The following is a 25,576-nucleotide window of genomic DNA, read 5'->3' on the forward strand; positions in this document are numbered from 1 at the left end:
GTGTCAGGATTCACGTCGTCACCCCCCTGGCTTCACCCCCGATGCCCGGTGAGCTCCCCCACAGGATGAAGGACCCGCAGTGCGCCTTCGCATACCGCTTCCCACCCTCGTGGCCGGCGTCGTCGCCGGCTGTGCCACCGTCGCCACGCTGCTGCCGGCCTCGGCGTTCGCCGCGCCCGCCCTTCGCGCGCCCGCCCGGGCCGGCGACACCCCCGCCGCCGCGGCCTCCCCCGCCGTCCCGAAGCCGCTCGGCCCCCTCGTCGCGGCCGGCTCCGAGGAGCCCGGCCCCGTCGCGGCACCGCTGCCACCGGCCCTGCTCGGCCAGGTCGTGATGGGCCAGCCGGCCGGCACGGCCTACCGGACCACGCCCCGCCCGGCCGAGCAGAAGGCCGGCCAGGCCAAGCCGGCGTCCGCCGCCCCGGCCGCCTCCGGTACGCAGAGCTGCACCCCGGCCGACTTCGGCAGCCGCAGCGGTTCCGACCTGGTCGCGTTCATCAAGTCCTCGACCACGGACTGCGTCAGCACGCTGTACAACGTCACCGGCACCGACGCGGGCAACATCTTCAAGCAGCAGAAGATGCTGACCGTCGCCAACGCGTTCCAGGCCCTGGCGACCTCCTACACCGGCGACAACTCGTCCTCCGTCCTGCAGTTGGTGCTCTTCCTGCGGGCCGGCTACTACGTCCAGTCCTACAACAGCGGCTCCGTCGGCAGCTACGACACCGCCCTCACCAATGCCACCAAGGCCGGCCTGGACGCCTTCCTCACGAGCGCGCACTGGACCGACGTCACCGACGCCAACGGCTCCGTGCTCAAGGAGGTGCTGATCCTCACCGACAGCGCCAACCTGCAGGGCAAGTACCTGAACGTCTACAAGCAGGTCCTGAGCAGCTACACCAACGACTACAACGCGTTCCCCAAGATGGTCGGCGCGGTCAACTCGGTGCTGTCCGCGCCGCTGTGGCGGGCCAACTGGAACCCGGACTTCGTCAACGCGGTCAGCGCCGACCCCGGTATCGTCACCGCCCTGGGCGCGTTCGCACTCAACCATCAGGACCTGCTCGGCGGCCCGAACGCCTTCCTGGACACCAACGCCGGCAACGACCTGTCCCGGATGGCCGGCGACAACACCACCATCGAGACGGTGGCCAAGCCGCTGGTCAAGCAGGTGCTCGACGCCACCCAGATCCTCGGCCGCACCGGCCCGCTGTACGTCCACACCGCGTACCAGGCCAACGCCTACGACCACGGGCAGTGCGCCTACTACCAGACCTGCGACCTGACGGCGAAGCTGACCGCGGCCGTCCTGCCGAACCGACTCGTCTGCGACAACCGCACCATCGTGACCGAGGCGCTCTCCCCGGCCGACCTGGCCGCCGTCTGCGCGAGCCTGCGGGGCGAGGACACCTTCTTCCACAACCTGGTCAAGGACAACGGCCCGATACCCGGCCAGTACGACAAGACCATCACCCTCGCGGTCTTCGCCAACCAGGCCGACTACCTCACCTACTCCTGGGCGATCTACGGCAACTCCACCGACAACGGCGGCCAGACCCTGATGGACCCGACCGACCCCAACAACCAGGCCGTGTCGGTGATGTACCAGAAGTCGTGGAACGACAGCTTCCCCGCCAACGTGTGGAACCTGAACCACGAGTACACGCACTACCTGGACAGCATCCACAACATGAAGGGCAGCTTCACCACCGAGACCTCCGTCCCGGACATCTGGTGGATCGAGGGCGTCGCCGAGTACGAGTCGTACGCCTACCGCGGCCTCACCGACACCCAGGCGATGTCCGAGGCGGCCAAGCACACCTACAAGCTCAGCACGATCTTCCAGAACACCTACGGCAACTCGGACTCGACCCGCGTCTACCCGTGGGGCTACCTCGCCGTCCGGTACATGTTCGAGAAGCACCCGGCCGACGTCCACACCATGCTCAGCCACTTCCGCACCGGTGACTACGCCGGCGGCTACGCGGTCTACAACTCCCTCGGGACCGCCTACGACGCCGACTTCGACAGCTGGCTGACCGGCTGCGCCGCCGGCGCCTGCTTCGCCGCCGGCCCGACCGCCCTGTTCACCCAGTCCGTGAGCGGCGGCACGGTCACGCTGACCGACACCTCCGTGCAGACCGGCCCCGGCCGGATCACCGCCTGGCACTGGACCTTCGGCGACGGCAGCTCCTCCGACCTGCGCAACCCGACCCACACCTACGCCGCCGCCGGCACCTACACGGTCGCCCTGACCGCCACCGACGACACCGGCCGGAGCGCCAGCACCCCGACCTCGGTCACGGTGACCACCGGCGGCCCCACCACCCTGCCGACCTGCACCGACCAGCGCGCCGACGCGATGGGCCAGAACTGCTCCCGCGCCAACCGCGCCGCGACCGCCGGCAACCTCGACTACCTGTACGTCTACCTGCCGGCCGGCACCAGCACGCTGAAGGTCACCACCTCCGGCGGCACCGGCACCGCGTACCTCTACTACAACGCGGACACCTGGGCCTCGCCGAGCGCCTTCACCGCCTCCTCCCGCAACCCCGGGACCACCCAGTCCATCACCGTCACCAACCCGACCGCCGGCTACCGCTACCTCAGCCTGTACGCCGGCACCGACTTCAGCGGTGTCACCATCAGCACCCAGTTCTGAGTCCTGACCCCGACTCACCCCGTTCACCCCGGGCAGTCACGGGCGCGCTCCGCCGCCCCCGTGACTGCCCGTCGGTCGTCCGCGCCGCCCGAGCGCCCTTCGCGCTCCGCCATCAGGGCTACTTGGTCTCCGAGCTCTTGCCTCGACAGTGGTCCGAACGGGTTACTGTACGTGTCCGAATCGAGCGGCGTCCGGCCTCCGGCCCTTGGAGCGGTATGCCTTCCTTCACCATCACCGACCGCGGCGGGGTGAGCTTCCCGCAGGGCGACCACACCGCCGTGGCGTTCTTCTGCGACAACACCCTGGACGGCAACACGAAGGCCGGCTTGAGGGTCGTGATCTGGTCGGCCGACCGGCCGGACGTGCACGTCGTGCAGGTCGGCAACGACGGGGGCCGACAGGTCGTCATCCCGTTTCCCGTCCCCGCCGGGACCCACGCCGTCACGGTGACCCGAACAGACGGCCTGGCGTTCCCCGTCTACGCCACGCTGGACCCCGTGCCCACCACCCCCGGACAGATCCCCGCCTCGCAGATCGACTTCTCCGGCGCCGGATCGTGGCCCAGCGGATCGGCCGCCTGTGTCGGACACATCGACCGGGCACTCGACGTCATGGGAGTCACCGATCCCACCGCCCGCGGACACTGGGAGCTCGGCATGAACACCATCGCCTCCAGGGAATCCGCGTACAACTCGCCCCAGTGGCAGATCAACACCTCCGACTCGAACGCGGTCGGGCCACCCGTGCCGGACGACTCCGCCCTCCCCGGAGCGCCGTTCCAGTGCTCCCGCGGCGTCGCACAGTGCATCCCCCAGACGTTCGCCCGCTACCACCAGGCCGGCACGTCCCTACAGATCTACGACCCCGTCGCAAACTTCGCCGCCGCGATGAACTACGTCATGGACACCTACGGCGTTGCGCGCGACGGCCACAACCTCGCCGCCAACGTCCAGCAGGCCGACCCGAACCGCTCGCCCGCGGGCTACTGAACACCACCCCGCCGCGTCCGGCCCGGGCAGGTCACTCCTCGCCGGAGAACCGTTCCCAGGCGGACTGACGGGTGATGCCGAGGGCCTCGCCGATCCTCGCCCAGGTCACACCCCGCCCGCGGAGATCCTGGACCCACCCGCGCAGGTCCGCCTCGACCTGGTCCGCGACCGCGGCGACCCGGGGAAGGCGGTCGAGCATCTGCTGGTCGGTCAGCGAGTCCCGGACCGGAAGCTGCAGGTCGGCCGGCTTCCCGCCGTACTCCGCCACGATCGAGGCGGCCAGGTCGACGCACTCGTTGCAGATGTACACCCCCGGTCCCGTGACCAGCTTGGCCACCTCCGCCTCCGGCCTACCGCAGAACGAGCATCGCAGGCCCTCGTGTTCGGCCACAGCCGCGGGCATACCGCACCTCCTTGTCAGGCAATCCCTGACGGCAGGATATAGACGTCAGGAACGCCCTGACAAGACGCCCCGGGCAGGACCTCGCCGCCGCGTCGACGGGCTGTCAGGTCCACTGCTCGGACGGGGCGACGCCGGGAGCGGGCTTGCCGTGCGGGTTCGCGGTCAGGCCGTCGTGCCGCGGGCGAGCGCTCCCGGCCGGCCGGAGCCGCTCGCTGGTGGTGACCCGGCGAGCGTGGGCTCCGGCACCGGGCGGCCCGGCGACGCCGGTCAGCCGGCGAGGAGTTCGAGCGTGTCGATCACGCGGTTCGAGAAGCCCCACTCGTTGTCGTACCAGGCGACCACCTTGATGTGGCGGCCGTCGACGCGGGTGAGCTCCGAGTCGAAGATCGACGATGCCGGGTTGCCGGTGATGTCGGAGGACACGAGCGGGTCGTCGGAGTACTCCAGCACGCCGGCGAGCGGACCCTGCGCCGCGGCGCGGTACGCCGCCAGGACCTCCTCGCGCGTCACGTCGCGGGCGACGGTCGTGTTGAGTTCGACGATCGACCCCACCGGAACCGGCACCCGGATCGAGTCGCCCGACAGCTTGCCGTCGAGGTTCGGCAGCACGAGGCCGATCGCCTTCGCGGCGCCCGTGGTGGTCGGCACGATGTTGACGGCGGCGGCGCGGGCGCGACGGGCGTCGCGGTGCGGACCGTCCTGCAGGTTCTGCTCCTGCGTGTAGGCGTGCACCGTCGTCATGAAGCCGTGCTCGATGCCGGCCAGCTCGTCGAGCACCGCGGCCAGCGGCGCGAGCGCGTTGGTCGTGCAGGAGGCGTTCGAGACGATCGTGTGCGTGGCCGGGTCGTACGCATCGGTGTTGACCCCGAACGCGAGCGTGACGTCGGCGCCGTCCGCCGGCGCGCTGACCAGGACCCGCTTCGCGCCCGCGTCGAGGTGGGCGCGGGCGGCCGCGGCCGACGTGAAGCGGCCGGTCGCCTCCAGCACGAGGTCGACGCCGAGCTCGGCCCACGGCAGCTGCGCCGGCTCGCGCTCGGCGAGCACGGTGATCCGACGCCCGTCGACGACGAGGGCATTCCCGTCCACGGTGACCGGGCGGCCCAGCCGGCCCGCGGTCGTGTCGTAGGCGAGCAGCCGCGCGAGGGTGGCGGGCTCCGTGAGGTCGTTGACGGCGACGACCTCGAGCTTGCTGTCCCGTTCGAGCAGCGCGCGCAGCACGTTGCGTCCGATGCGGCCGAATCCGTTGATGGCGATGCGAGTCATGTGTGGTGTCCTTTCGGGTTCGCCACAAGGTTCGCGCGCGGAGTCCGCCGGTGACAGCGGTGTGATCGCCACGGTCCGAAAGTTTCCCGCCACGCGGTGGTCCCGGGTCACTCGCCCTGGGCGAAGGTGCGCCGGTACTCGCTCGGTGTGGTGTCGAGGATGCGCTGGAAGTGCAGACGCAGATTGGTACCGGTGCCGAGGCCGACGTCGGCGGCGATCTGCTCGACGCTCCGCTCGGAACGTTCGAGCAGCTCACGGGCCATGTCGATCCGGGCGCGCATGACCCACTGCATCGGCGTGTACCCCGTGTCGTCGACGAAGCGCCGGGAGAACGTGCGCGGCGACACCGCCGCGTGCCGGGCGAGCGCTTCGAGGGTGAGGGGCTCACCGAGCCGGTGCAGCGCCCACTCGCGGGTGGCGGCGAACCGCTCGCCGAGCGGCTCCGGCACGCTGCGCGGCACGTACTGGGCCTGGCCGCCACTGCGGTAGGGGGCCGCGACCAGGCGCCGGGCCGCGTGGTTCGACGCGGCCACCCCGAGGTCGCCGCGCAGGATGTGCAGGCACAGGTCGATGCCGGAGGCCGCGCCGGCCGACGTCAGCACGCTGCCCTCGTCGACGAACAGCACGTTCTCGTCGACCCGGACGAGCGGGCGCTTCGCGGCGAGCGCCCGTGCGTAGTGCCAGTGCGTCGTGGCGCGCCGGCCGTCGAGCAGGCCCGTGGCGGCGAGCGCGAAGGCGCCCGTCGAGATGGCGGCGAGCCTCGCGCCCCGCCGGTGGGCGGCGATCAGCGCGTCGAGGACGGCCTGCGGCGGGTCCTCACGGTCCGGGAACCGGTAGCCGGGGACGAAGACGATGTCGGCCCACGCGAGCGCGTCGAGGCCGTGGGCGACGTAGTACGACAGGCCGTCGCCGCCGGTCACGAGACCGGGCGCCGCGCCGCACACCCGCACCTCGTACGGCATGCTCGCGCGGGTCGTGAACACCTGCGCGGGAATACCGACGTCGAGGGGCTTCGCACCTTCGAGCACGAGGACGGCGACGCGATGCAGGGGTGAGGCTGGCACGGAAACGAGGGTACGCGGAAGATCGGGGTTGCATCGGTCCGGTGCCCGGGGCCGCGCAGGTCAGCGGGGACTGCACCGGCTCAGGCGTGGGCGGCCCTCGTCTCACCCGAGATCGGGGAAGCCCACCGCGGTGAGTCGCTCGGACACCTCCCAGAGGCGGCGGGCCCGCAGGCCGTCGCGGGCGTACGCGCTCTGTCGGGCGGGGGCCGGGTGTCCGCGCAGCTCGCCGCGGCCTCCCGGGCCGACGTAGCTGCCACCGGGCAGGGGCTCGGTGACCGAGTACAGGGACGGCAGCGCCCCCATGGCGTCGGACTGGGCGACCAGCCGGTTGGCCACGGCCATGACCAGTCGCTGCACGGCGCTGCCGGAGTGGCTCTGGAGATTGGTCGCGGCATAGCCCGGGTGGGCGGCGTGCGCGGTCACGGGCGACCCGGCTTCGGTGAGCCTGCGCTGAAGCTCCCGGACGAAGAGCAGGTTCGCCAGCTTGGACTGCTGGTAGGCCCGCCAGGGGCTGTACGTGCGCTCGGAGTTGAGGTCGTCGAAGTCGATGTCCACCCCCGGCCGGCGGTGCGCGTTGGACGCGACGGTGACGACCCGTCCGGTGATGTGCGGGAGCAGCAGGTTGGTGAGGGCGAACGGCCCGAGGTGGTTGGTGCCGAGCTGCATCTCGAAGCCGTCGACCGTGCGCTGTTCGGGGATGGCCATGACGCCCGCGTTGTTGACCAGGACGTCGAGCGGGCCGTCCCAGGCCGCGGCGAACGCCCGGACGGAGGACAGGTCGGCGAGGTCCAGTCGTCGCACCTCGGTGCTGCCGGGCAGGGTCTGCGCCAGGCGCTCACCACGGGCGGTGTCCCTGACGGCGAGGACGACGTGGGCGCCCGCCCCGGCGAGCTCGCGGGCGGTGACCGCGCCCAGGCCGCTGGTTGCTCCGGTGACGACGATCGTGCGGCCGGCCTGCGAGGGGAGGTCGGCGGCGGACCATTTCTCGTGCGGTGTGGTCATGGCTCCAGCCTGACGCCCCGGCCGCGGGCCGTCTCGTGTTCGCCACGATTCACGGGCTGGCCGTCCTGCTCAACAGCGGCATGATCCGCTACCGGGGGCTGGCGGCGCCGTCCGCGAGCGAGCCGCAGGTCCAGGTGACCAGGTCACGGGCGAGCGGAGCGGCAGCGGCGGTCACCCGCCGCGCCCGAGTGCGTCCACGAGCCGGACGTCGGCGAAGGCCACCTGGGCGTCCAGTCGTATCTGCTCGCACTGCCCGCCGACACGCTGCTCGTCAACGTGCGCTGCCACGTCTGACCCACCCCGCCGGCCCGCCGCCCTACGGGGCCGTCAGCCCGGCGGGGTCGTGCACGGCGCGTCCGCCGACGAGGGTGACGGTCGGGCGCATGGCGGCCAGGCCGTCGGCGGGGCAGGTGAAGGGGTCCTCGGGCCACACGGTCAGGTCGGCGAGGGCGCCGACCGCGAGGGTGCCGCGTTCGCCGTCCTCGCCGAGCATCCGCGCCGCGTCGGTGGTGTGCAGGGCGACCGCCTCCTCGCGGCTGATGGCGTGTTCGGATCCCTGGACGCCGACCGCGGTCTGACGGGTCGTCATTCCCCACACGGAGGTCATGGCACCGTACGGGCCGACCGGGAAGTCGGATCCGGCGGTGATGAGCGCGCCCTCGTCGATCCATTCGCGCAGCGGGAAGATGTCGCGGACCCGCTCCCGGCCCCAGGCCTGGATCTGCGGGGCGGCCGCGTCGTGCAGCAGGGGGTGCTGGACCGTGACCGGGATCCCGAGGCGGATCGCGCGGGCCCGCTGCTCGGGGGTGGCCAGGCCGCCGTGTTCGACGACCAGGGTGCCGGGCTCCAGGCCGGGGTGTCGGTCCAGGACCTGCTCGTACACGTCCAGCAGGATGCGCAGTCCGCGGTCGCCCCACGCGTGCACCCCCACCCGCCAGCCGCGCCGGACCACCCGGTCGACCGTGTCGGCCAGCGCGTCGGGCTCCCACAGCAGCAGGCCGTGGTAGCAGTCCCGGTCGGCGTACGGCTCCTCCAGCGCACCGGCCTCGATTCCGCCGTCGATGCCGAACTTCACGCCCCAGACCCGCAGCCAGGGATCGTCGGTGCCGCGCCACGGCTCCATGCGGTCCAGCAGTTCGTCGGCGTCGGCCGCGGTCCGTACACCGAAGCCCGACACCAGGGCCCGCACGCGTACGCCGAGGGCCCCGGCCCGGTGGGCGGCGCGCAGCACGTCGAGATCCTCGACCGGGACCATGCAGTCGCGCACCGTGCCGATGCCGGTGGCGGCGTAGTCGTGGGAGGCCGCGCGCAGCCCGTCGATCCGGGTCGCCAGGTCCGGGCGCGGCAGGAGCCGCTCGACGAGGGCGATGGCGGTGTCGACCAGGCGGCCGGTCGGCTGGCCGTCCTCGTCGCGGACGATGTGGCCGCCGGGGGGCTCGGGGGTGTCGGCGGTGATGCCGGCCAGACGCAGCGCGTGCGAGTTGAGGACGTCGTTGTGGCCGCCGCGCTTGACCAGCACCGGGTGGTCGGTGGTGGCCCGGTCGAGTTCGGCGAGGGTGGGCATCCGCCGTTCGGCGAGGTTGAGTTCCTGCCAGTTCGTGGTGGTGCGGATCCATTCGCCGGGCGGGGTGACGGCGGCGCGCCGCCGGATGAGGTCGAGGAACTCGGGGATGGTCCGCGCCTGGTGGACGGGCACGTCGTGACTGCTGTACGCGGCGAAGATGAGGTGGGTGTGGGTGTCGTCGAAGGCCGGCATGACGGTCGCGTCGGCGGCGTCGACGACCCTGGTGTGCTCGGTGATCAGGTGGTCCAGGCCGTCCGGCTCGGGAGAGAGCGCGCTGATGCGCCCGCCCGTGACGGCGAGGGCCCGCTGGACCGGTTCGCCGGGCACGAGGGTGTGCACGGTGTGCGCTCTGATCAGCAGGTCGGCGTGCGGCTGTGGCATGGGCTGGTCCTCACGTGTGACGGAACGTCGGGAAGCGGGCCGGGCAGCGGACGGGCGCGTGGGGGCGCCCGGTGCGGGCGCCCCCACGCGAACGGCGGTCAGCCGTGGAGGGGGACGTCGAGCGCCACGGACAGGCGGCGGTCGGCGGCGCTGCGCCCGGCCTCGACGCCGTACACGCCCGGCCGCAGCCGCCAGCCCTCGGCCGCCGTGTCCCAGGTCTGGAACGCGCGCAGCGGGATGCGTGTCCGGGCGGCCACCCGGTCGCCTGCCGCGGCCTCCACGGTGGTGAAGCCCGCCAGGTGCCGGTCCGGGCGGGAGGGGTCGGCGCCGTCGTGGGCGAGGTAGATCTGGACGGTCTCGCGCCCGGGGCGCTCACCGGTGTTGCGCACCCATACGGTGACCTCGGCCGCCGTCCCGTAGGGGTCCTCGTCCGTGGGGTCCTCGACGCGGCGGACTTCGAGGCCCTCGTAGGCCCACTCGGTGTAGCCCAGGCCGTGGCCGAACCAGTAGGCCGGTTCGGCGGCGCCCCGCTGCCAGGCGCGGTAGCCGACGAACAGGCCCTCGTCGTACGGCAGGACGCCGTCGTGCGGCTCGACCCGCAGCACCGGCGTGTCGGCGGCCTCGGCCGGCCAGGTGGTGGGCAGCCGCCCGCCCGGCTCGGTGCGGCCCAGCAGCACGTCGGCGAGGGCGTGGCCGGCCTCCTGGCCGGGGAACCAGGTGAGCAGGACGGCTGCCACACTCCCGCGCCACGGCATCAGCACCGGGGCTCCGGAGTTGACCACGACGACGGTGTTCGGGTTGGCCTCGGCGACCCGGTGGACGAGGTCGTCCTGACGGCCGGGCAGCGCGAGGTCGGCGCGGTCGACGCCCTCGCTCTCGACCTCCTCGGTGGTGCCCACGATGACGACGGCGACCTCGGCCGCGCGGGCGGCCTCCACGGCCTCCTCGATCAGCTGCTCCTCGGTGCGGGTGGGGGCGGCGTGGCCGAGGGTGAAGGAGACGAGGCCGAAGCCCGCGACACCGGACGCTTCCGGCAGGGTGTGCCCGAGGGAGATCTCCACCGCGCGGCCGGCCGCCAGCTCGACGGCGAACACCCGCTCCGGCGGGGCAAGGAACGCGGCCGCGGGGTCGTCGCCGTCGAGTTCGAGGACGTCGTCGAAGAGCACCCGTCCGTCGACCTCCAGGCAGAAGCGCCCCACGCCGCGCACGGCGAACCGGTGGACGCCGCTGCCCTGCGGCACGAGCGTGCCGGTCAAGGTGGCGGCCGCCAGCTCGGAGAAGTCGACCCGGCCGGGCAGCTGCCCGATCCACCGCACGCTCCCGTCGGGGACGACCGTGGTGGCCAGCACCTCTCCGGCGGCGTCCTGCAGGAGGGCGGTGAGCGGGACCGCGACCGGGGCCAGATGGACCAGTGGGTCGGCCCCGAGCGCGTACGTCACCTCGACGCCGGCGGCGCGCAGCCCGTCCAGGGGGGTGATGACCCGGGTGGGGAAGACCTGGGCGCTGCCGCCGCCGCCGATGCGCGCCTGCACGGCGGCCGCGCCGATCAGCGCCACCCGGGCGGACCGGGCGAGCGGCAGGGCGCCGCCCTCGTTGCGGAGCAGGACGAAGGAGCGTTCGGCGACCTCGCGGGCGAGTGCCTCGCCGTCGATCGCGGCCGGCAGCCGGTCGGCGGGGACGGCCGCGGGCGCGCCCTCCAGGAGTCCGACGCGGGCGGCCAGTCGGAGCACCCGCCGGGCGAGGTCGTCGACCGTCGGTTCCGGTACGCGGCCCTCGCGCACGGCGGTGACCAGGTGTTCCCCGTAGACGGTCACCGGGCCGGGCATCGCGATGTCGAGTCCGCCCAGCGCGCAGCGCACGGTGTCGCGGGCGCCGGTCCAGTCGGAGACGAGGACGCCGTCGAAGCCCCATTCCGCGCGCAGCACACCGTTGTTGAGGGTGCTGTTCTCGGTCATGCCTGCGCCGTTGACCTGGTTGTACGAGGCCATCAGGCCCCAGGGGCCGGCCTTGCGGACGATGGCCTCGAAAGGGGCGAGGTAGAGCTCGCGCAGGGTGCGGTCGTCCAGTCGCACGTCGACGGTGAAGCGGTCGGTCTCGGAGTCGTTGGCGACGAAGTGCTTGGGGGTGGTGGCGACGCCACCGTCCTGGACCCCGGCGACCAGGGCGGCGCCGATGTCACCGGTCAGCAGGGGGTCCTCCGAGTAGCACTCGAAGTGGCGGCCTCCGCGCGGGGTGCGGTGCAGGTTGACGGTCGGCGCGAGAACGACGTGGGCGCCCTTGCGGCGGGCCTCCTGGGCGAGGAGCCGTCCGACGCGGCGGGCCAGGTCGACGTCCCAGGTGGCGGCGAGCGCGGTCGGGGAGGGGATGGCGATCGACGGGTCGTCCGGGGTCCACTGCTCTCCGCGCACGCCGGCCGGGCCGTCCGACATCACGAGTCGGCCGAGGCCGATGTCCTCGTTGGCGGGCAGGGACCACATGTCCGCTCCGGCGAGGAGCGCGACCTTGGCGGGCAGGGACAGCTGTGACAGTGCCTTGTGGACGGCCGCCTCGCGGTCGCGGTCGGCGGCGGCGACGGGCCTGGGCTCGGTGTTCATGGGGTCCTCGGGGTCGGTTCCGACTGGGGTGGGGGGACGTGCGGTGGCGCGGGACGGGCTGCGCGCCGGCTGGGGGCGGCCCGGGTGTCTCGGGCGCGGGGTGTCAGCGCACGGACCGGATGGGCACGATCGCCAGCGCCCCGAGCAGGGAGAGCGCGCCGCCGACGAGGAACAGCCCGGTGTAGCCGCCCAGGTGACCGATGACGGTGGCGGCCACGAACGGGGCGACGATCTGCGGGCCCGCACTGGCGATGTTCAGGACGCCCATGTCGCGGGCGGCGTCCTCGGCCCGGGGCAGGACCAGGGTCACGACGGCGGTGTCCACCGCCATGAAGCAGCCGAACGCGAGCCCGTTGAGGGCGCTGAAGACGAGCATTCCGGTCCAGGTGGGGCTGACCACCGGCACGACCATCACCAGCCCGGCCAGCGCGGCGGACAGGCCGACGAAGAGCTTGCGGCGGTTCCAGCGGTCGGACAGCACTCCGCCGACGACGGTCGAGACCGCCATCGCCGCCATCGACACCGGGGTGAGGACGGCGATCGCCGCCGTCGGCTCCAGGCCGGCGGGCAGCGTGACATGGTCCGTCAGGATGTAGAGCTGGTAGCTGACGACGAGGAAGTAGCCGAGCACCATCAGCGCCCGCCCGATGAACGCCCAGCGGAAGTCGTGGCTGGCCAGGGCCGACATGAAGGCCTTGAGCTGCCGGCTCAGCGGCGCGGCCGGGGTCGGGGTACGGCGGGGTTCGCGGCCGAGGGCGGTGAGCAGCACCGCCGCGAGGGCCACCACCGCGCCCAGGACGAGGTAGCCGGTGCGCAGGCCGGTGACGGTCTGCGAGGCGATGACGACGCCGAGGGTGCCGCCGATGGGCAGTCCGAGGCCGACGACGGCGGAGGCGGTGCCCCGCCTGGCAGGTGGGATCCGGTCGGGTACCACGGCGGTGACCGCGGACTGGTAGATGTTCATCGCGGCCTGCCCGAGGCACCAGCCGATGGTGACGAGCAGGACGGTGTGGACGCTCCCGAGCAGGAGCATCACGGCGAGGGCGGCCAGGCCGCCGCCCAGGATCCAGGGGCCGCGACGGCCGGTGCGGTCGGACAGGGCGCCCGCGACCGGGTTGAAGACGGTCGCGAAGACGGCGCTGACGCCGCCGATCATCCCCAGGGTGGCGACCTTGTGGGCGGGGTCGATCTGGGCGATCTGTACGGGCATGAGGACCGAACCGACGCCCATGTAGAGGGCGAACATCGAGGTGTTGGCGAGGGCCAGCAGCGGAAGCAGTCCGCCCGTCCTGGCCGGGGACTCGGCGGGCCGGGCGGATCTGCGGTCCGCGTCCGTCGTCGTCTGGGTGGTCATGGTCGGCTCCGGTGAAGCGGGCCGCGTGTGGGGCGCGGCGGACGAGGAGTTGAGGAGACGGCTGCGGCGGGAAGCGGCGGGGTGGTCTGCTCGCCGGCCGTCGACGGCACCGGGTGGGGCGCTCTTCGCGAAACGTGATAACACGTGTAAGCATTGGTATCACTCCCCCCGGTGCGGCGCCAGCCTCGAGCGACCTGGAATGATGCAATCGTTATGTCGACTGACCAGAGCACCCCGCCGCAGGCCACCACCGCCGATGTCGCCCGTGCCGCCGGGGTTTCGCGGGCCACCGTGTCGTTCGTCCTGAACGACACGCCGGGAGCCCGGATCAGCGAGACCACCCGGGCCAAGGTGCTGGCCGTGGCCAAGGAGCTGGGGTACGTCCCGCACGCCGCGGCACGCTCGCTGCGGGCGGGGCGCAGCGATCTGGTGGTCGTGCCGGTGTCCGTGTCCGCGATCGGGCGGCTGTTCAGCGAATGGGTCGACGAGGTCGAGACGGCGCTCGGCCGGCGCGGCTACACGGTGGTCCTGCACGCCGACCGGACGTCCGACCCGGTGGCGGCCGCGCAGGTCTGGGCGCGGCTGCGGCCCGCCGCGGTGGTCGCGATCAACGACAGCCGGATGACCCCCGAGGCGGCGAAGGTGCTGGTCCGGGCAGGCGTGCGTGCGGTCGTGGCGGGTGCGGCGGCGCCGGTGGAGGGGGTGTTCACCTTCGTCGGGGACCAGTCGGAGATCGGCGCGGCGGCGGTCGGGCACCTGGTGGAGCGGGGCAGGTCGCGGATCGGCGTGGTGCTGCCGGCGGAGCGCGGCCTGTCGGCGTTCGCCCAGCCGCGGCTGCTGGGAGCGCAGCGGGCCGCCGAGGAGCACGGCGCGACGGTCACGCCGCTGCCGATGCGCTACACCGACGCGGCCGCCTCGGCCGTGGCGCTGCTGTGCCGGGAGCTGGAGCTGGACGGCGTGTTCGGCTACAACGACGAGTACGCGGCGCTGCTGAGCGCGGCCTTCGGTGACGGTGGTGTCGCCGTGCCGCAGGACGTCGCCGTCGTCGGCGCGGACGACCTGCTGCTCGGGCAGGTGGTGCGCCCCCGTCTGACCTCGATCCGGTACCACCTGCCGAGCGCCGATCTGCTGGCCGAGGCGGTGGACCGGCTTGTGCGCGACGGCACGGCGCCGGAGCTGCCGCGGGTGTGGTTCGAGGTCGTGGCCCGTCAGTCCTCATGACGCCTACGGGTCCCGGTGCTCCAGACCGGTGACCTTGATGACGTGGTGCAGGCTGGGTCGGGCCAGCAGGGTGTGGAGTTCGACGAAGATCTGGCGGGCTTCGAGGGCGTTCCAGTCGTCGGGCAGCAGCTCCACCGGCAGGCCCGGGTCGAGGTAGGGCAGGCGTCGCCAGTCGGTGAGCATCGGCACGTAGTCGCGGAACGCCTCGACCTCGTCGATCCTCGGCTCCTGCCGGAGCTCCTGCGCGACGGGCTGGTAGGTGCCGGTGAAGTCGGCGTACTGGGCTTCGATCGCGGTGAAGTCCCACCAGGAGCCGACGGTCTCCTTCAGGTCGGCGAAGCCGGCGTAGTCGGAGGTGAAGAGGTGGACGTACTCGGCGAGACCGTGCCGCTGGAGCATGAGCCGGGCGTCGGGCAGCAGGCGGGCGGGGGCGAGCCAGACGCCCGGGGAGGCGTTGCCGAAGCCGAGCCAGGTCAGCCGGGAGCGCAGCTGGTGGCGGTGGGCCCGCTCGGACTCGGGCACCGAGAAGACGGCGAGCACCCAGCCGTCCGCCAGCCGGGCGGGTTCCAGGCTGCCGAAGATCCGGCGGTCGCCCTCGTCGAAGACGGGGCCCAGGTCGGGGCCGAGCCGGTAGCCGGTGCCGGTTCGGCGTTCCTGGACGAGCGTGCCGCCCTTCTTGAGGCGGGAGATGGCCGAGCGCACGGCGGGCCCGTCGACGTCCAGTTCCGCCATCAGGGCGATGAGGTCGGCGATGGAGATCCAGCCACCGAGGCGGCGGACGAACTCGCCGTAGACGGTGCTGATCAGGGAGCTGGGGCGTGCGGTGGTCTCCGGCATGCTCCGACCTCCTTCGTCGATCGTCCCATGATCATACCGAGCGGTGTTGCCGCTGCCCGGGGACCGGCGAGGGGCGGTCGGACGTCGCCCCGGCGGGTCCGGCGGGTCTGGCGGTTCGCGACGCCCGGCGGGATCCTCGGACGAGCCCCGGTCAGCCCGCGGCCGGGGCGGTGTCGGTGCGCAGCGGGGCCTCGGCGTGGGCGCCGGAGAGGAGGTGGCCGGCGCCGGGGGCGACCGCGGGGAGGCCGAGGGAGCGGAGCATCTGGTGGACGGTGCACACGGCGGCGGAGACGACGGGCTTGCCGAGCTGCTGTTCGGTCTCCTCGATGGCGGCCAGCGAGGGCATCTGGACGCAGGCGGACAGCACGACGGCGTCGGCCTCGGCGTGGTCGAGGCGCTTGGCGATGGCGGGCAGCCTGGCGGGGTCGTGGGCGGCGACGTCGAGGTTGCCGGGGATCTCCAGGGCCTCGTAGTCGAGGACGGTGATGCCCTCGTTGGTCAGGTAGTCGACGACGGTGCGGGTCAGTGGGCGCATGTAGGGGGCGACGAGTGCGATCTTCTTCGCGCCGAGCGTGTGCAGGCCGTTGACGAGGGCGCCGGCGCTGGTGACCACCGGGGCGGGGGTGCCGTTCTCGACCGTACGGGTGTGCAGGCGCTGCTGGGAGACCCGGTGGTAGCCGTGGCCCATGCTCATGATGGCGACCAGGCAGGCGTAGCCGAGGACGTCGACGGCGGCGTCGGAGAGTTCGACGGCGCAGCGGTCGGAGTCGGCGTCCATCGCCTTCAGCTGCTCGGGGGTGACATGGGTCATCCGCATGCGGCTGGAGTGGAAGGTGAAGCGCTCGGGGGCGACGGTCTCCCGGGCGCGCAGGATGGCGGGGACCTCGGTCTCCATGGTGACGTTCGAGCTGGGGACGATCTGGCCGATCCGGTAGGTGCGTGCCGACACGGGGTGCTCCGTTGGGTTCGTGGTGCGGGGTTGGGTGGGCCGTGGGGCCGGGCCGGGCCGGGGGGATCCGGCCCCACGGGCTTTCAGCGGGCGTCGACGACCGGGTTGGCGAGGGTGCCGATCCGTTCGATGGTGGCCTCGACCAGGTCGCCCGGCTGGAGGAACTGCGGCGGCACGTGGCCGGCGCCGACGCCGGAGGGTGAGCCGGTGGCGATGACGTCGCCGGGCTCCAGGGTCACCCCGGAGGAGATGTCGGCGATCAGCCGCTGGATCCTGAACAGCATGTGCCGGGTGTTGGAGTCCTGCTTGGTGTCTCCGTTGACGCGCAGCGACAGGTCGAGGTTCTGCGGGTCGGGGATCTCGTCTGCGGTGACCACGGCCGGGCCGAAGGGGGCGTAGGAGTCCTGGCCCTTGGAGAAGAACCACTGACCGGAACGGCGCTGGTCGCGGGCGCTGATGTCGTTGACGATGCTGTAGCCGAAGACGTGGTCCATCGCGTCCTCCTCGGCGACGCGGGAGGCGGTGGTGCCGATGACGACGGCGAGTTCGCACTCCCAGTCGAGCTGCTTGGTCAGGTGGGCGTTGTGCAGGATCGGCTGTCCGGGCCCGGTGACGGCGGTGGCCGGCTTGGAGAACAGCACCGGGCGGTCGGGGAGTTCGCGGTCGGTGTCCAGGGTGCGGTGGGACTCGGCGACGTGCTCGACGTAGTTCAGCCCGACGCCGATGATCTTGCCGGGGCGCAGCGGAGCCAGCAGGGTGACGTCGGCGAGGTCGTGGACGGCGCCGGCCGGGATCTCGCCCTGGAGCAGGGCGCGGGCCGCGTCGAGGGCCGGCGCTCCGGCCTGGACGACGGAGAGCAGGTCGCCGGGCAGGTCGGTGCCGGCCGCCCGGGCCAGGGCGGCGAGGTCGACCACGCGGTCGCCGAGCTGGGCGCCGAGGCGGGCGGGCGCCTCGCTCGTGTCGTTCGGGGTGTAGGTGACCAGGCGCATGGTGGCTCCTTGCGGTGACTCGGTCGGGAGGCTGAGGCGGGGTGAGTGGGTGGGGTGGGCCGGCGGTCCCCGGTCCGCAGTGGTGGACCGGGGGCGCCGGCCCGGCCGGGACGACGGTGCAGGACGGATCGTCTCCGGAAGCACCGCCGCGCGGCCGGTCCGGGCCCGAGCCCTCGTTCGGGCCGGACCGGTCGTGACCGCGCGGCGGCACGCTCTAACGGCCGTCCGGCGGGACGGGCTGGTGGCCGTCGTTGTCGGTGTAGGCCTCTTCGCGCTGGAAGCCGAGCGAGCGCATGACCGGGAAGTCGTTGAAGGAGAACAGGCAGGCGTCCTCGGACGGGTCGAGGTTCGCGTGCTCGTGCCACGCCCAGGACGGGACGCAGAACATGTCGCCCTGCCGCCACTCGAAGCGCCGCCCCGCGACCACCGACACGCCGTGCCCCTTGGCCGCGGTGTAGATCACCGATCCGGTGTGGCGGTGGGCCTTGGTGGCCTGTCCGGGGCGCAGCAGCTGGATGTGGGCGCCCATGGTCGGCATGACCGGTCCGCCGGTGAGGGGGTTGGTGTACTCCATGATCACGCCGTCGTACGGGGAGCCCTCGACGGCCTTCGCCAGGTTGAGCAGGGAGTGGTAGGTCGGCTCCCACGGGAAGCCGAAGACCGGCGAGTACGGGCGGGTCCACTTCTCCATGCCGTACGGCAGCAGGTTGGTGCCGTAGCTGAGGACGGAGGAGTTGACGACCTTTCCGGGTACCTGGTACAGCTCGGGGTGGACCTCGTAGAAGCCCGCGTCGAGGGCGTTGACCAGGGGGATGTCGAGGCCGTCCTGCCAGATGACGGGGGTGTCGGCGGACTCGTTGCCGTGCTCGTGCCAGGTGCCGTTGGGGGTGATGGCGAAGTCCCTGGGGCCGACCTTGAGCTTCTGGCCGTCGACGATGGTCCAGGCGCCGGTGCCCTCGTGGACGAAGCGCAGGGCGGCGGCCTGGTGGCGGTGGGCGGTCATGGCCTCGCCGGGGCCCATGATCTGCAGCCCGGTGTAGAGCAGGCCGACGGCCGCGCTGACGTCCCTGCGGCCGGGGTTGACCAGCATGACCACCCGGCGGCCGGCGTCGTCGGCCTTCACCAGCGGCAGCGCCTTGTGGACGAGCGGGCGCAGCTCCTCGTAGCGCCACAGCACCGGTACGGACTTGGGCTGCGGGTACCAGGGCTCGATGTCGTTGGCCACGGTCCACAGGGCGCCCGCGTCGAGCTTGGCCAACTCGTCGTAGTAGGCGAGGAGTTCGGGGCTGTCAAAGACGCGGGCCCGGCCGAGCCGGTTGTCGTCGTGGGTGGTCACGCTTCCTCCTTCGGTGCGGAAGGTGCGGGCTCCGGCGGCGGCGGAGCGGTGAACGTCAACGGGTTGCGCGGACGGTTGTCGACCTGGAGCTGGAAGACGTCGAAGCGGTTGTAGTGGCCGATGATGTCGTGCATCTGCTTGGGCTGGATGCACCTGGCGAGGTCGATCTCGGCGTAGACGATGCCCTCGTCGTCGATCAGCGGCTCGGTGACCGGACGGCCGTCGGGGCCGAAGATGCCGGACAGGGCGCTGCGCGGGCGGGCGAGCATCTTGCGGATCTCCGCGTCGTCGCCCGCGACCTGATCGACGATGTCCGCCGAGATCGTCGAGCAGGCCACCACCGAGAAGACCTTGCCCTCGAAGCAGTGGGCCGCCGTGCGGACCGCGATGGCCTCCGCCATGTCGTAGTCCTCCGGGCCGACCGGCAGGGCGATGTAGCTTGCGGCGTGGACGAGTTCGCCCTGGGCGAGGAGGGTGAAGCGGGCCAGGGTGTTGGTGTTCTCGCCGCAGGCGAGCACCCCGAGCGGGCCGATCGGGGTCTGGTGGACCTTCAGCGAGCTGCCGTCGCCGCCCGTCCAGGTGAGCTTCTCGGCCCAGGTCGGCACCAGCTTGCGGTGCACGCCGACGAGTTCGCCGTCGGGGCCGATGGTCAGCAGGGTGTTGTACAGGACGCCCAGGCTGTGCGCGCCGCGCTCGTTGACGCCGATCACCACGGTCACGCCGTGCCTGCGGGCCGCGTCGCGCAGGGCGTCCACGTGCGGGCCCGGTACGTCGACGGAGGAGCGGTAGAGCTTCTCGAACCAGGGCGAGCCCTGGACGGGGTTCATCGTCCAGTTCCAGTAGGGGTATCCGGGGACGAACACCTCGGGGAGGACGATCAGCGAGGCGCCGTGGCCGGCCGCCTCGCCGATCAGGGAGACGGCTTTCTCGACGGTCGCGGCGGCGTCCAGGTAGACCGGGGACGCCTGGACGGCGGCCGCGGTGAATCGGGGCAGGTCCATGAGTTCCTCCGTTTCCGGATCAGAAGGGCGGGTCAGCGGGGGGACGTGACCGCGAGCGGCCGGGCCGGGGCCGCCGGCAGCCACCGCCGGTGGACGGGGGCGGCCTCCTCGCGCAGCAGTTGCAGCCGCGGCGCGACGCGGTCGGCGCGCGGTCCGGCAGGCTTGCGGCTGCCGGCCCGCCACGGCTCGGGCCAGCGGGCGGCGGGCCCGCGGTAGCCCTGCTCCGCCGCGGCGTGCAGCGTCCACATCGGGTCCCACAGGTGGGCGCGGCCCACCGCGACGAGGTCCGCGCGGCCCGCGAGGATGATCGAGTTGGCGTCGTCGTAGGTGGAGATGGCGCCGACCGCGACGGTGGGGATGCCGGTGGTGTTGCGGATCAGGTCGGCGAACGGGGTCTGGTAGCTGCGTCCGTACGGCGGCTGCTGGTGCGCGACGACCTCGCCGGTGGAGACGTCCACGGCGTCGGCTCCCCCGGTGGCCAGGGCGCGGCAGATCTCGACCGCCTCGGCCTCGGTGGTGCCGCCCTTCGCCCAGTCGCTCGCCGAGATCCGGACGAGGACCGGCTTTCCGGCCGGCCAGGCGGCGCGGACGGCCGCCAGCACCTCCAGCGGGAAGCGCAGCCGGCCTTCGAGGCTGCCGCCGTAGGCGTCGGTGCGCCGGTTGGTCAGCGGGGACAGGAAGCCGGACACCAGGTGGCCGTGGCCGAACTGGAGCTCCAGGACGTCGAATCCGGCCCGGTCGGCGCGCGCCGCCGCCTCGGCGAAGGCGGCGGTGACGGCCGCCAGGTCGGCGCGGGTGGCCTCGCGCGGCACGGGGTGGGTCTCGTCCCACGCGAGTGCCGACGCGGCCAGGGTCGGCCAGCCGTCCCCGCCCAGCGGCAGGCCGACCCCGTCCGGACCGGGCACCGCGGTGGATCCGCGGCGTCCGGCGTGGGTGAGCTGGATGCCCAGCGGTGTGTCGCAGACGCTGCGGACGGCCTGGACGATCGACGTCCAGCCGGCCTCCTGCCGGTCGTCCCAGAGACCGGGGCAGCCGGCCGTGGCGCGACCCTCGGGGCTGACGGCCGTCATGCCGGCGAACACCAGGCCGGCTCCGCCGAGGGCCTGGGCGGCGAGCTGGGCGTGCTCGAACCCGCCGGGCCGGCCGTCCACGGCCGTGAAGGTCGCCAGTGGCGGCACCACGATGCGGTTGCGCAGGGTCAGACCGCCGAGCCGCAGCGGCCGGAACATCGGCGGGACCGCGGCCCCGCTCCCGTCGAAGGCGGCGTCGACCGCGTCGACGAAGGCGGTGTCGCGCTCGCGCAGGTTGCCGTAGGTGACGCGGCGGCTGCGGGTGAGCAGGTTGAAGGCGAACTGGTCGACGTCCTGGCCGGTGTACCGGCCGATGCTCTCGAACCACTCCAGACTGGCCTGGGCGGCCCGCTGCGTGGACTCGACGACCGGCCTGCGCTCGGCCTCGTAGGCGGCCAGCGCCCCGGCGACCGTGGGGTGTTCGTGCAGGCTCGCGGCGAGCGCGAGGGCGTCCTCCATGGCGAGCTTGGTTCCCGAGCCGATCGAGAAGTGCGCCGTGTGCGCCGCGTCGCCGAGCAGCACCACGTTCTCGTGCCGCCAGGAGGCATTGCGGACGGTGGTGAAGCGGATCCACTTCGACGCGTTCGGGATCAGCCGGTGGCCGTCGAGGTGGTCGGCGAAGATCTCCTCGCACCGGCGCACACTCTCCAGGTCGCTGTCACCGCGGGCGAACTCCCGGTCGGCGAGGGCCTCGAAGCCGGCGCGGCGCCAGGCGTCCTCCGCGATCTCCACGATGAAGGTGCTGCGCGTCTCGTCGAACGGGTACGCGTGGACCTGCACGGCACCGAAGTCCCGCTCCTCGACGATGAAGGTGAACGCCTCGAAGACCCGGTCGGTGGCCAGCCACATGTAGCGGCAGGTCCGCTCGTCCAGATCGGTGCCGAAGCTGTCCGAACAGGTCGCGCGGGTCGGGGAGCGGACGCCGTCCGCCGCGACCACCAGGTCGTACGCGGCGGACAGCTCCTCCACCGGCGGCGCCTGCGTGCTGTAGCGGACGTCGACGCCGAGCGCGGCGCAACGCTCCTGCAGGATCGCGCGGAGCCTGTTGCGGTCCAGGGCGGCGAACCCGTGCCCGCCGGAGGTGCGGACCTTACCGCGGTAGCAGACGTCGATGTCGCTCCACCGCGCGAAGCGGCCCGACATCGCGGCGAACACCTCGGGGTCGGCCTGGGCGATCCCGTCCAGCGTCTCGTCGGAGAAGACGACCCCGAAGCCGAACGCGTCGCCCTGGGCGTTGCGCTCCCACACCGTGATGTCCCACGCCGGGGAGAGCTGCTTGGCCAGAGCGGCGAAGTACAGGCCGCCCGGCCCTCCCCCGATGACTGCTACGCGCATGAAGGTCCTCCAGTGGTTCTGTGACACTCAAGATATTGCGCAAATATGTCGATCGTCAAGACGCCGCGATATTCTTGGCGCTCAGTCGGTGTACGACTCCGGGCGCTGCGGGCCGGACTCGGTGAGCCTGCTGCGCGTCCCCTCGGGCCAGGGCGCGGTGCCCTTGGCCGTCGCGGCGGAGTGGACGACCGACATCCGCCCCGCCGCGGCACGCCCCTCGGGACCGTGCACGTCGAAGGCGTAGTGCAGCGAGGACGCACCGACCCGGTGGACCCGGAAGTCGATCCGGACGACGTCCCCGAACCAGAGCCGCTCCAGGTAGTCCGCCTCGAAGTGGACCCGGGGGATGCTGCCGAACAGGTCGCCGAGGCCGAGGCGGCGCAGCAGGACCGCCTCCGCCGCCTCGGCCCAGCGCAGCACGGAGGAGAAGTGGTAGTGGCCGGCGGCGTCGGTGTCCGACCACTCGACCTTCCGCTCGATCACCACGCTGGGCAGAGCCGCGGCGGCGGGGCCGCCCCCTTCCACGGCCTCGGCGGCTTCGGCTTCCCGGGGTGCGGGACGGTCCATGACGGTTCCTCTCAACGGTGGGACTGCCGCCGGCGGGCCCGGCGGGGCAGCGGGAGGATGCGGGGTCAGCGGCCGGCGTGCGCCCAGCGCCGGAGTTCGGCGCGGTGGAGCTTGCCACTGGAGTTGCGCGGCAGGACCTCGACGAACTCGACCGCGCGCGGGTACTTGTAGGGGGCGATGGCCTGCTTGACGAAGTCCTGCAGCGCCTTCGCGGTCCGCGGGTCGGCGGCGGCGCCCGCCCGCAGGACCACGTACGCCTTGACGATCGCGCCGCGGCTCTCGTCGGGCGCGCCGACGACGGCGCAGTCGACCACGTCGGGGTGGGCGATCAGGGCCTGCTCGACCTCCGGGCCGGCGATGTTGTAACCGGAGGACACGATCATGTCGTCGCTGCGGGCCTGGTACCAGAAGTAGCCCTCGCCGTCGCGGACATAGGTGTCGCCGGTGACGTTCCACCCGTCCCGCACGTAGACGCTCTGGCGTTCGTCGTCCAGGTACCGGCAGCCGGTCGGACCCTTGACCGCGAGCAGTCCGGGCCGGCCGTCGGGCACGGGTGCGCCGTCCTCGTCCAGGACCGTCGCCCGGAAGCCGGGCACCGGCCTGCCGGTGGCACCCGGCCTGATGTCGCCGTCGGCGGCGGAGATGAACACGTGCAGCATCTCCGTCGCGCCGATGCCGTCGATCAGGCGCAGCCCGGTCTCCCGGTGGAAGGCCTCCCAGACGGCGGCCGGAAGCGGCTCGCCCGCCGACACGCAGCGGCGCAGCCCGCGCAGCCGGTCGGCGAGACCCGCCGCCAGGATCGCCCGGTAGGCGGTCGGCGCGGTGAACAGCACGCTCACGCCGTGCTCAGCGACCAGGTCCGCGAGCTGGTCGGGGGTGGCCTGCTCCACCAGGAGCGTGGCCGCGCCGACGCGCAGCGGGAAGACCACCAGGCCGCCGAGGCCGAAGGTGAAGGCCAGCGGCGGCGTCCCGGCGAACAGGTCCTCGGGTTCGGGCCGCACGATGTGCCGCGAGAAGGTGTCGGCGTTGGCCAGCACGTCCCGGTGGAAGTGCAGCGTCGCCTTGGGCCGACCGGTGGTGCCGGAGGTGAAGGCGATCAGCGCCACGTCGTCGGCGGCGGTGTCGACGGCGGCGAACACCGCGTCCTTGGCGGCGCAGCGACGCGTCAGGTCGTCCGCGGCCGAACCGCCGTAGGGGACGACGGTGAGACCCGGCGTCTCGGCCGCCTCGACCGCGTCGAGGAAGCGGTGGTCGCACAGCGCCACGACCGGCCTGCTGATCTCGTGCAGGGAACTGATCTCGGAGGCCCGCAGGAGCGGCATCGTGGTCACCACCACGCCGCCGGCCTTCAGCACGCCCAGCCAGCAGGCGACCAGCCAGGGGTTGTTGGGGCCGCGCAGCAGGACGCGGTTGCCCGGCACCAGGCCCAGATCCTCGGTGAGCACCTGGGCGACCTGGTCGGACCGGCGCCGGAGCGCACCGTAACTCCACTCCTGGGTGGGCGTGAGCAGGCAGCGGCGGTCCGGACCCCACCGCTCGACGGCCTCGTCGACCAGGACGCGCGCGCAGTTCAGGCGGTCCGGGTAGTGGAGTTCGGGCAGATCGAAGAGCAGGTCCGGCCACTGCTCGGCCGGCGGCAGGCGGTCGCGACAGAACGTGTCGACATGAGCGGAAGGGGAGAGCTCCATGGGCGGCACCTCTCGGATCAGCGGGGAGTGAGGCAAGTATGGCGCTCTCCTGACGACAGTCAACACTTCTGCATACTTCTACCCCAGGGAATCTCGCCGACATGCCCCGTCATTGCAGGGGCGGCGCGAACTCGTCGACCGACAAGGGGCTTTGGGGTCACTTCCGCCGGGGGGTTACACGTGTTATCTTGCACGCGACGGGAGATCGACTCAAGGGTCCGCCCGCAGGAAATGTCCGATTCGTTCTTTCATTCGAGGAGCCGCCTTGACCGAGTCGCCGCAGGAGACCGAGATGCCGCAGGACCAGTCCACGGGCTGGCCGCCGCCGCCGTACCTCCCGCCACCGCCGCCGCACCGCACGGAACACGGCGTCCTCAGGTACGACGGAGCCACCTACGCCCGGACCTTCGGCTACCGCCCGCGCCTGCTCGACGTGCACGTCCCGGCCGCCACCGCGCCGGTACCCGCCGTCGTGTGGATCCACGGGGGCGGCTGGATGGACGGCGACCGCCGGTACCCCCCGCCGACCGTGCCCGTCGACCTGCTCTTCGGCTCGATCCTCGACGCCGGCATGGCCGTGGTGACCATCGACTACCGGCACAGCCTGGAGGCGCCGTTCCCGGCGCAGCTGCACGACGTCAAGGCCGCGATCCGCTACGTGCGGCACTTCGCCGCGCGGCTGGGCATCGACGGCGAGCGTATCGGCGTGTTCGGCGAGTCCGCGGGTGGCCACCTGACCGCGATGGCCGCGCTCACCGACGCGGACAGCGACGGCGGCAGGCTGGAGGGAACCGAAGGCGTCCCGACCGGAAGCAGCGCCGTGCTGTGCGCCGTGGACTGGTACGGGGTGTCCGACATCGGCGCGGCCGCGGCCGCCTTTCCCGCCCTCGCGGGCGGTGCGGCGCCGGAGGTGCCGGCCGTGGGTGATCCGTACACGGCGCTGCTCGGCGCCTCACCGGCCGACCGGCCCGATCTCGCCGCCGCGGCCAGTCCCGTCAGCCACGTGCCGTCGGCGGTCCCGCCGTTCCTGCTGGTCCACGGCACCGGGGACAGCCTCGTGCCGTACAGCCAGAGCGAGCGGCTGGCCGACCACCTGACGGCGCAGGGTGCGTCCGTGCAGCTGGTCCCCGTCCACGGCGCGGACCACATCTTCCTGGGGTCCGAGGAGATCCCCGCCATCGTCGAGCGGAGCGTGGAGTTCCTCGCCCGCCACCTGTCCGCCGCCGGCTGACCCCGCGGCCCGGCCGCCGTTCCTGATTGGCCGGGTGGAGCCTGGATCTGTGAACGGCCGGCCGGCGGGGGCCGCCCGG

The 25,576-nt window shown here is 72.8% G+C and carries 19 protein-coding genes; 4 read left to right on the plus strand and 15 right to left on the minus strand.

From position 1 onward, the window contains the following. The first annotated feature begins 79 nt into the window (after nucleotides 1–79). Complete coding sequence (locus OG871_RS02255; protein WP_371493857.1) at nucleotides 80–2,659, plus strand: collagenase; 2,580 nt, start codon at nucleotides 80–82, stop codon at nucleotides 2,657–2,659. Nucleotides 2,660–2,874: 215 nt separating this feature from the next. After that, on the plus strand, nucleotides 2,875–3,648 hold the full coding sequence (locus OG871_RS02260) for a hypothetical protein (protein WP_371493859.1): 774 nt from the start codon (nucleotides 2,875–2,877) through the stop codon (nucleotides 3,646–3,648). Between the two features lie 31 nt (nucleotides 3,649–3,679). Here the strand turns inward: OG871_RS02260 and OG871_RS02265 are convergent, their stop codons facing one another. From OG871_RS02265 to OG871_RS02295, 7 genes are all read right to left on the minus strand, one after another. Further along, nucleotides 3,680–4,051: a ClpX C4-type zinc finger protein gene (locus tag OG871_RS02265; protein ID WP_371493860.1), complete on the minus strand. Its 372-nt coding sequence runs from the start codon at nucleotides 4,049–4,051 to the stop codon at nucleotides 3,680–3,682. Between the two features lie 267 nt (nucleotides 4,052–4,318). Next, nucleotides 4,319–5,314, minus strand: a complete 996-nt coding sequence (gene gap / locus OG871_RS02270; protein WP_371493861.1) for a type I glyceraldehyde-3-phosphate dehydrogenase — start codon at nucleotides 5,312–5,314, stop codon at nucleotides 4,319–4,321. A gap of 107 nt (nucleotides 5,315–5,421) precedes the next feature. Then, entirely contained in the window at nucleotides 5,422–6,378 is a 957-nt protein-coding gene (locus OG871_RS02275) for a GlxA family transcriptional regulator (protein ID WP_371493862.1), read from the minus strand. Between the two features lie 102 nt (nucleotides 6,379–6,480). Beyond that, a complete protein-coding gene (locus tag OG871_RS02280; RefSeq protein ID WP_371493863.1) occupies nucleotides 6,481–7,380 on the minus strand; it encodes an oxidoreductase in 900 nt (299 codons plus the stop codon). A gap of 316 nt (nucleotides 7,381–7,696) precedes the next feature. Then, nucleotides 7,697–9,325 carry an amidohydrolase gene (locus OG871_RS02285; RefSeq protein ID WP_371493864.1) on the minus strand — a complete coding sequence of 543 codons (1,629 nt, stop codon included), beginning with the start codon at nucleotides 9,323–9,325 and terminating at the stop codon, nucleotides 7,697–7,699. A 98-nt stretch (nucleotides 9,326–9,423) separates the two neighbouring features. Next, entirely contained in the window at nucleotides 9,424–11,919 is a 2,496-nt protein-coding gene (locus tag OG871_RS02290) for a glycoside hydrolase family 3 C-terminal domain-containing protein (RefSeq protein ID WP_371493866.1), read from the minus strand. Nucleotides 11,920–12,022: 103 nt separating this feature from the next. Then, the gene (locus tag OG871_RS02295; protein ID WP_371493867.1) at nucleotides 12,023–13,273 is read right to left on the minus strand and encodes an MFS transporter; all 1,251 of its coding nucleotides are present in this window, start codon (nucleotides 13,271–13,273) and stop codon (nucleotides 12,023–12,025) included. A 213-nt stretch (nucleotides 13,274–13,486) separates the two neighbouring features. Between OG871_RS02295 and OG871_RS02300 the strand changes: the two genes are divergently transcribed. After that, nucleotides 13,487–14,494 (plus strand): LacI family DNA-binding transcriptional regulator, encoded by a 1,008-nt coding sequence (locus tag OG871_RS02300; RefSeq protein ID WP_371493868.1) that lies wholly within the window; start codon nucleotides 13,487–13,489, stop codon nucleotides 14,492–14,494. A gap of 3 nt (nucleotides 14,495–14,497) precedes the next feature. On the opposite strand, the gene OG871_RS02305 is transcribed toward OG871_RS02300, so the two are convergent. The 8 genes from OG871_RS02305 to OG871_RS02340 form a co-directional block, all read right to left on the minus strand. Further along, the gene (locus OG871_RS02305; RefSeq protein ID WP_371493869.1) at nucleotides 14,498–15,331 is read right to left on the minus strand and encodes a PaaX family transcriptional regulator C-terminal domain-containing protein; all 834 of its coding nucleotides are present in this window, start codon (nucleotides 15,329–15,331) and stop codon (nucleotides 14,498–14,500) included. A 151-nt stretch (nucleotides 15,332–15,482) separates the two neighbouring features. Next, nucleotides 15,483–16,226 carry an Asp/Glu racemase gene (locus OG871_RS02310; protein WP_371503198.1) on the minus strand — a complete coding sequence of 248 codons (744 nt, stop codon included), beginning with the start codon at nucleotides 16,224–16,226 and terminating at the stop codon, nucleotides 15,483–15,485. Between the two features lie 137 nt (nucleotides 16,227–16,363). Beyond that, complete coding sequence (locus OG871_RS02315) at nucleotides 16,364–17,269, minus strand: fumarylacetoacetate hydrolase family protein (RefSeq protein WP_371493870.1); 906 nt, start codon at nucleotides 17,267–17,269, stop codon at nucleotides 16,364–16,366. Nucleotides 17,270–17,483: 214 nt separating this feature from the next. Next, nucleotides 17,484–18,605: a cupin domain-containing protein gene (locus OG871_RS02320; protein WP_371493871.1), complete on the minus strand. Its 1,122-nt coding sequence runs from the start codon at nucleotides 18,603–18,605 to the stop codon at nucleotides 17,484–17,486. Next, nucleotides 18,602–19,606 (minus strand): carbon-nitrogen hydrolase family protein, encoded by a 1,005-nt coding sequence (locus OG871_RS02325; RefSeq protein ID WP_371493872.1) that lies wholly within the window; start codon nucleotides 19,604–19,606, stop codon nucleotides 18,602–18,604. The genes OG871_RS02320 and OG871_RS02325 overlap by 4 nt, the downstream gene beginning before the upstream one ends. A gap of 32 nt (nucleotides 19,607–19,638) precedes the next feature. Further along, complete coding sequence (locus OG871_RS02330; RefSeq protein ID WP_371493873.1) at nucleotides 19,639–22,011, minus strand: FAD-dependent monooxygenase; 2,373 nt, start codon at nucleotides 22,009–22,011, stop codon at nucleotides 19,639–19,641. Nucleotides 22,012–22,092: 81 nt separating this feature from the next. Beyond that, entirely contained in the window at nucleotides 22,093–22,578 is a 486-nt protein-coding gene (locus OG871_RS02335; protein WP_371493874.1) for an acyl-CoA thioesterase, read from the minus strand. Between the two features lie 65 nt (nucleotides 22,579–22,643). Continuing rightward, a complete protein-coding gene (locus OG871_RS02340; RefSeq protein WP_371493875.1) occupies nucleotides 22,644–24,266 on the minus strand; it encodes an AMP-binding protein in 1,623 nt (540 codons plus the stop codon). Between the two features lie 265 nt (nucleotides 24,267–24,531). Here OG871_RS02340 and OG871_RS02345 point away from each other — a divergent pair, with 265 nt between their 5' ends. After that, the gene (locus OG871_RS02345) at nucleotides 24,532–25,497 is read left to right on the plus strand and encodes an alpha/beta hydrolase fold domain-containing protein (RefSeq protein WP_371493876.1); all 966 of its coding nucleotides are present in this window, start codon (nucleotides 24,532–24,534) and stop codon (nucleotides 25,495–25,497) included. Nucleotides 25,498–25,576: the final 79 nt, after the last annotated feature.

The sequence above is a fragment of the Kitasatospora sp. NBC_00374 genome (genome assembly GCF_041434935.1).
Lineage (GTDB): Bacteria > Actinomycetota > Actinomycetes > Streptomycetales > Streptomycetaceae > Kitasatospora.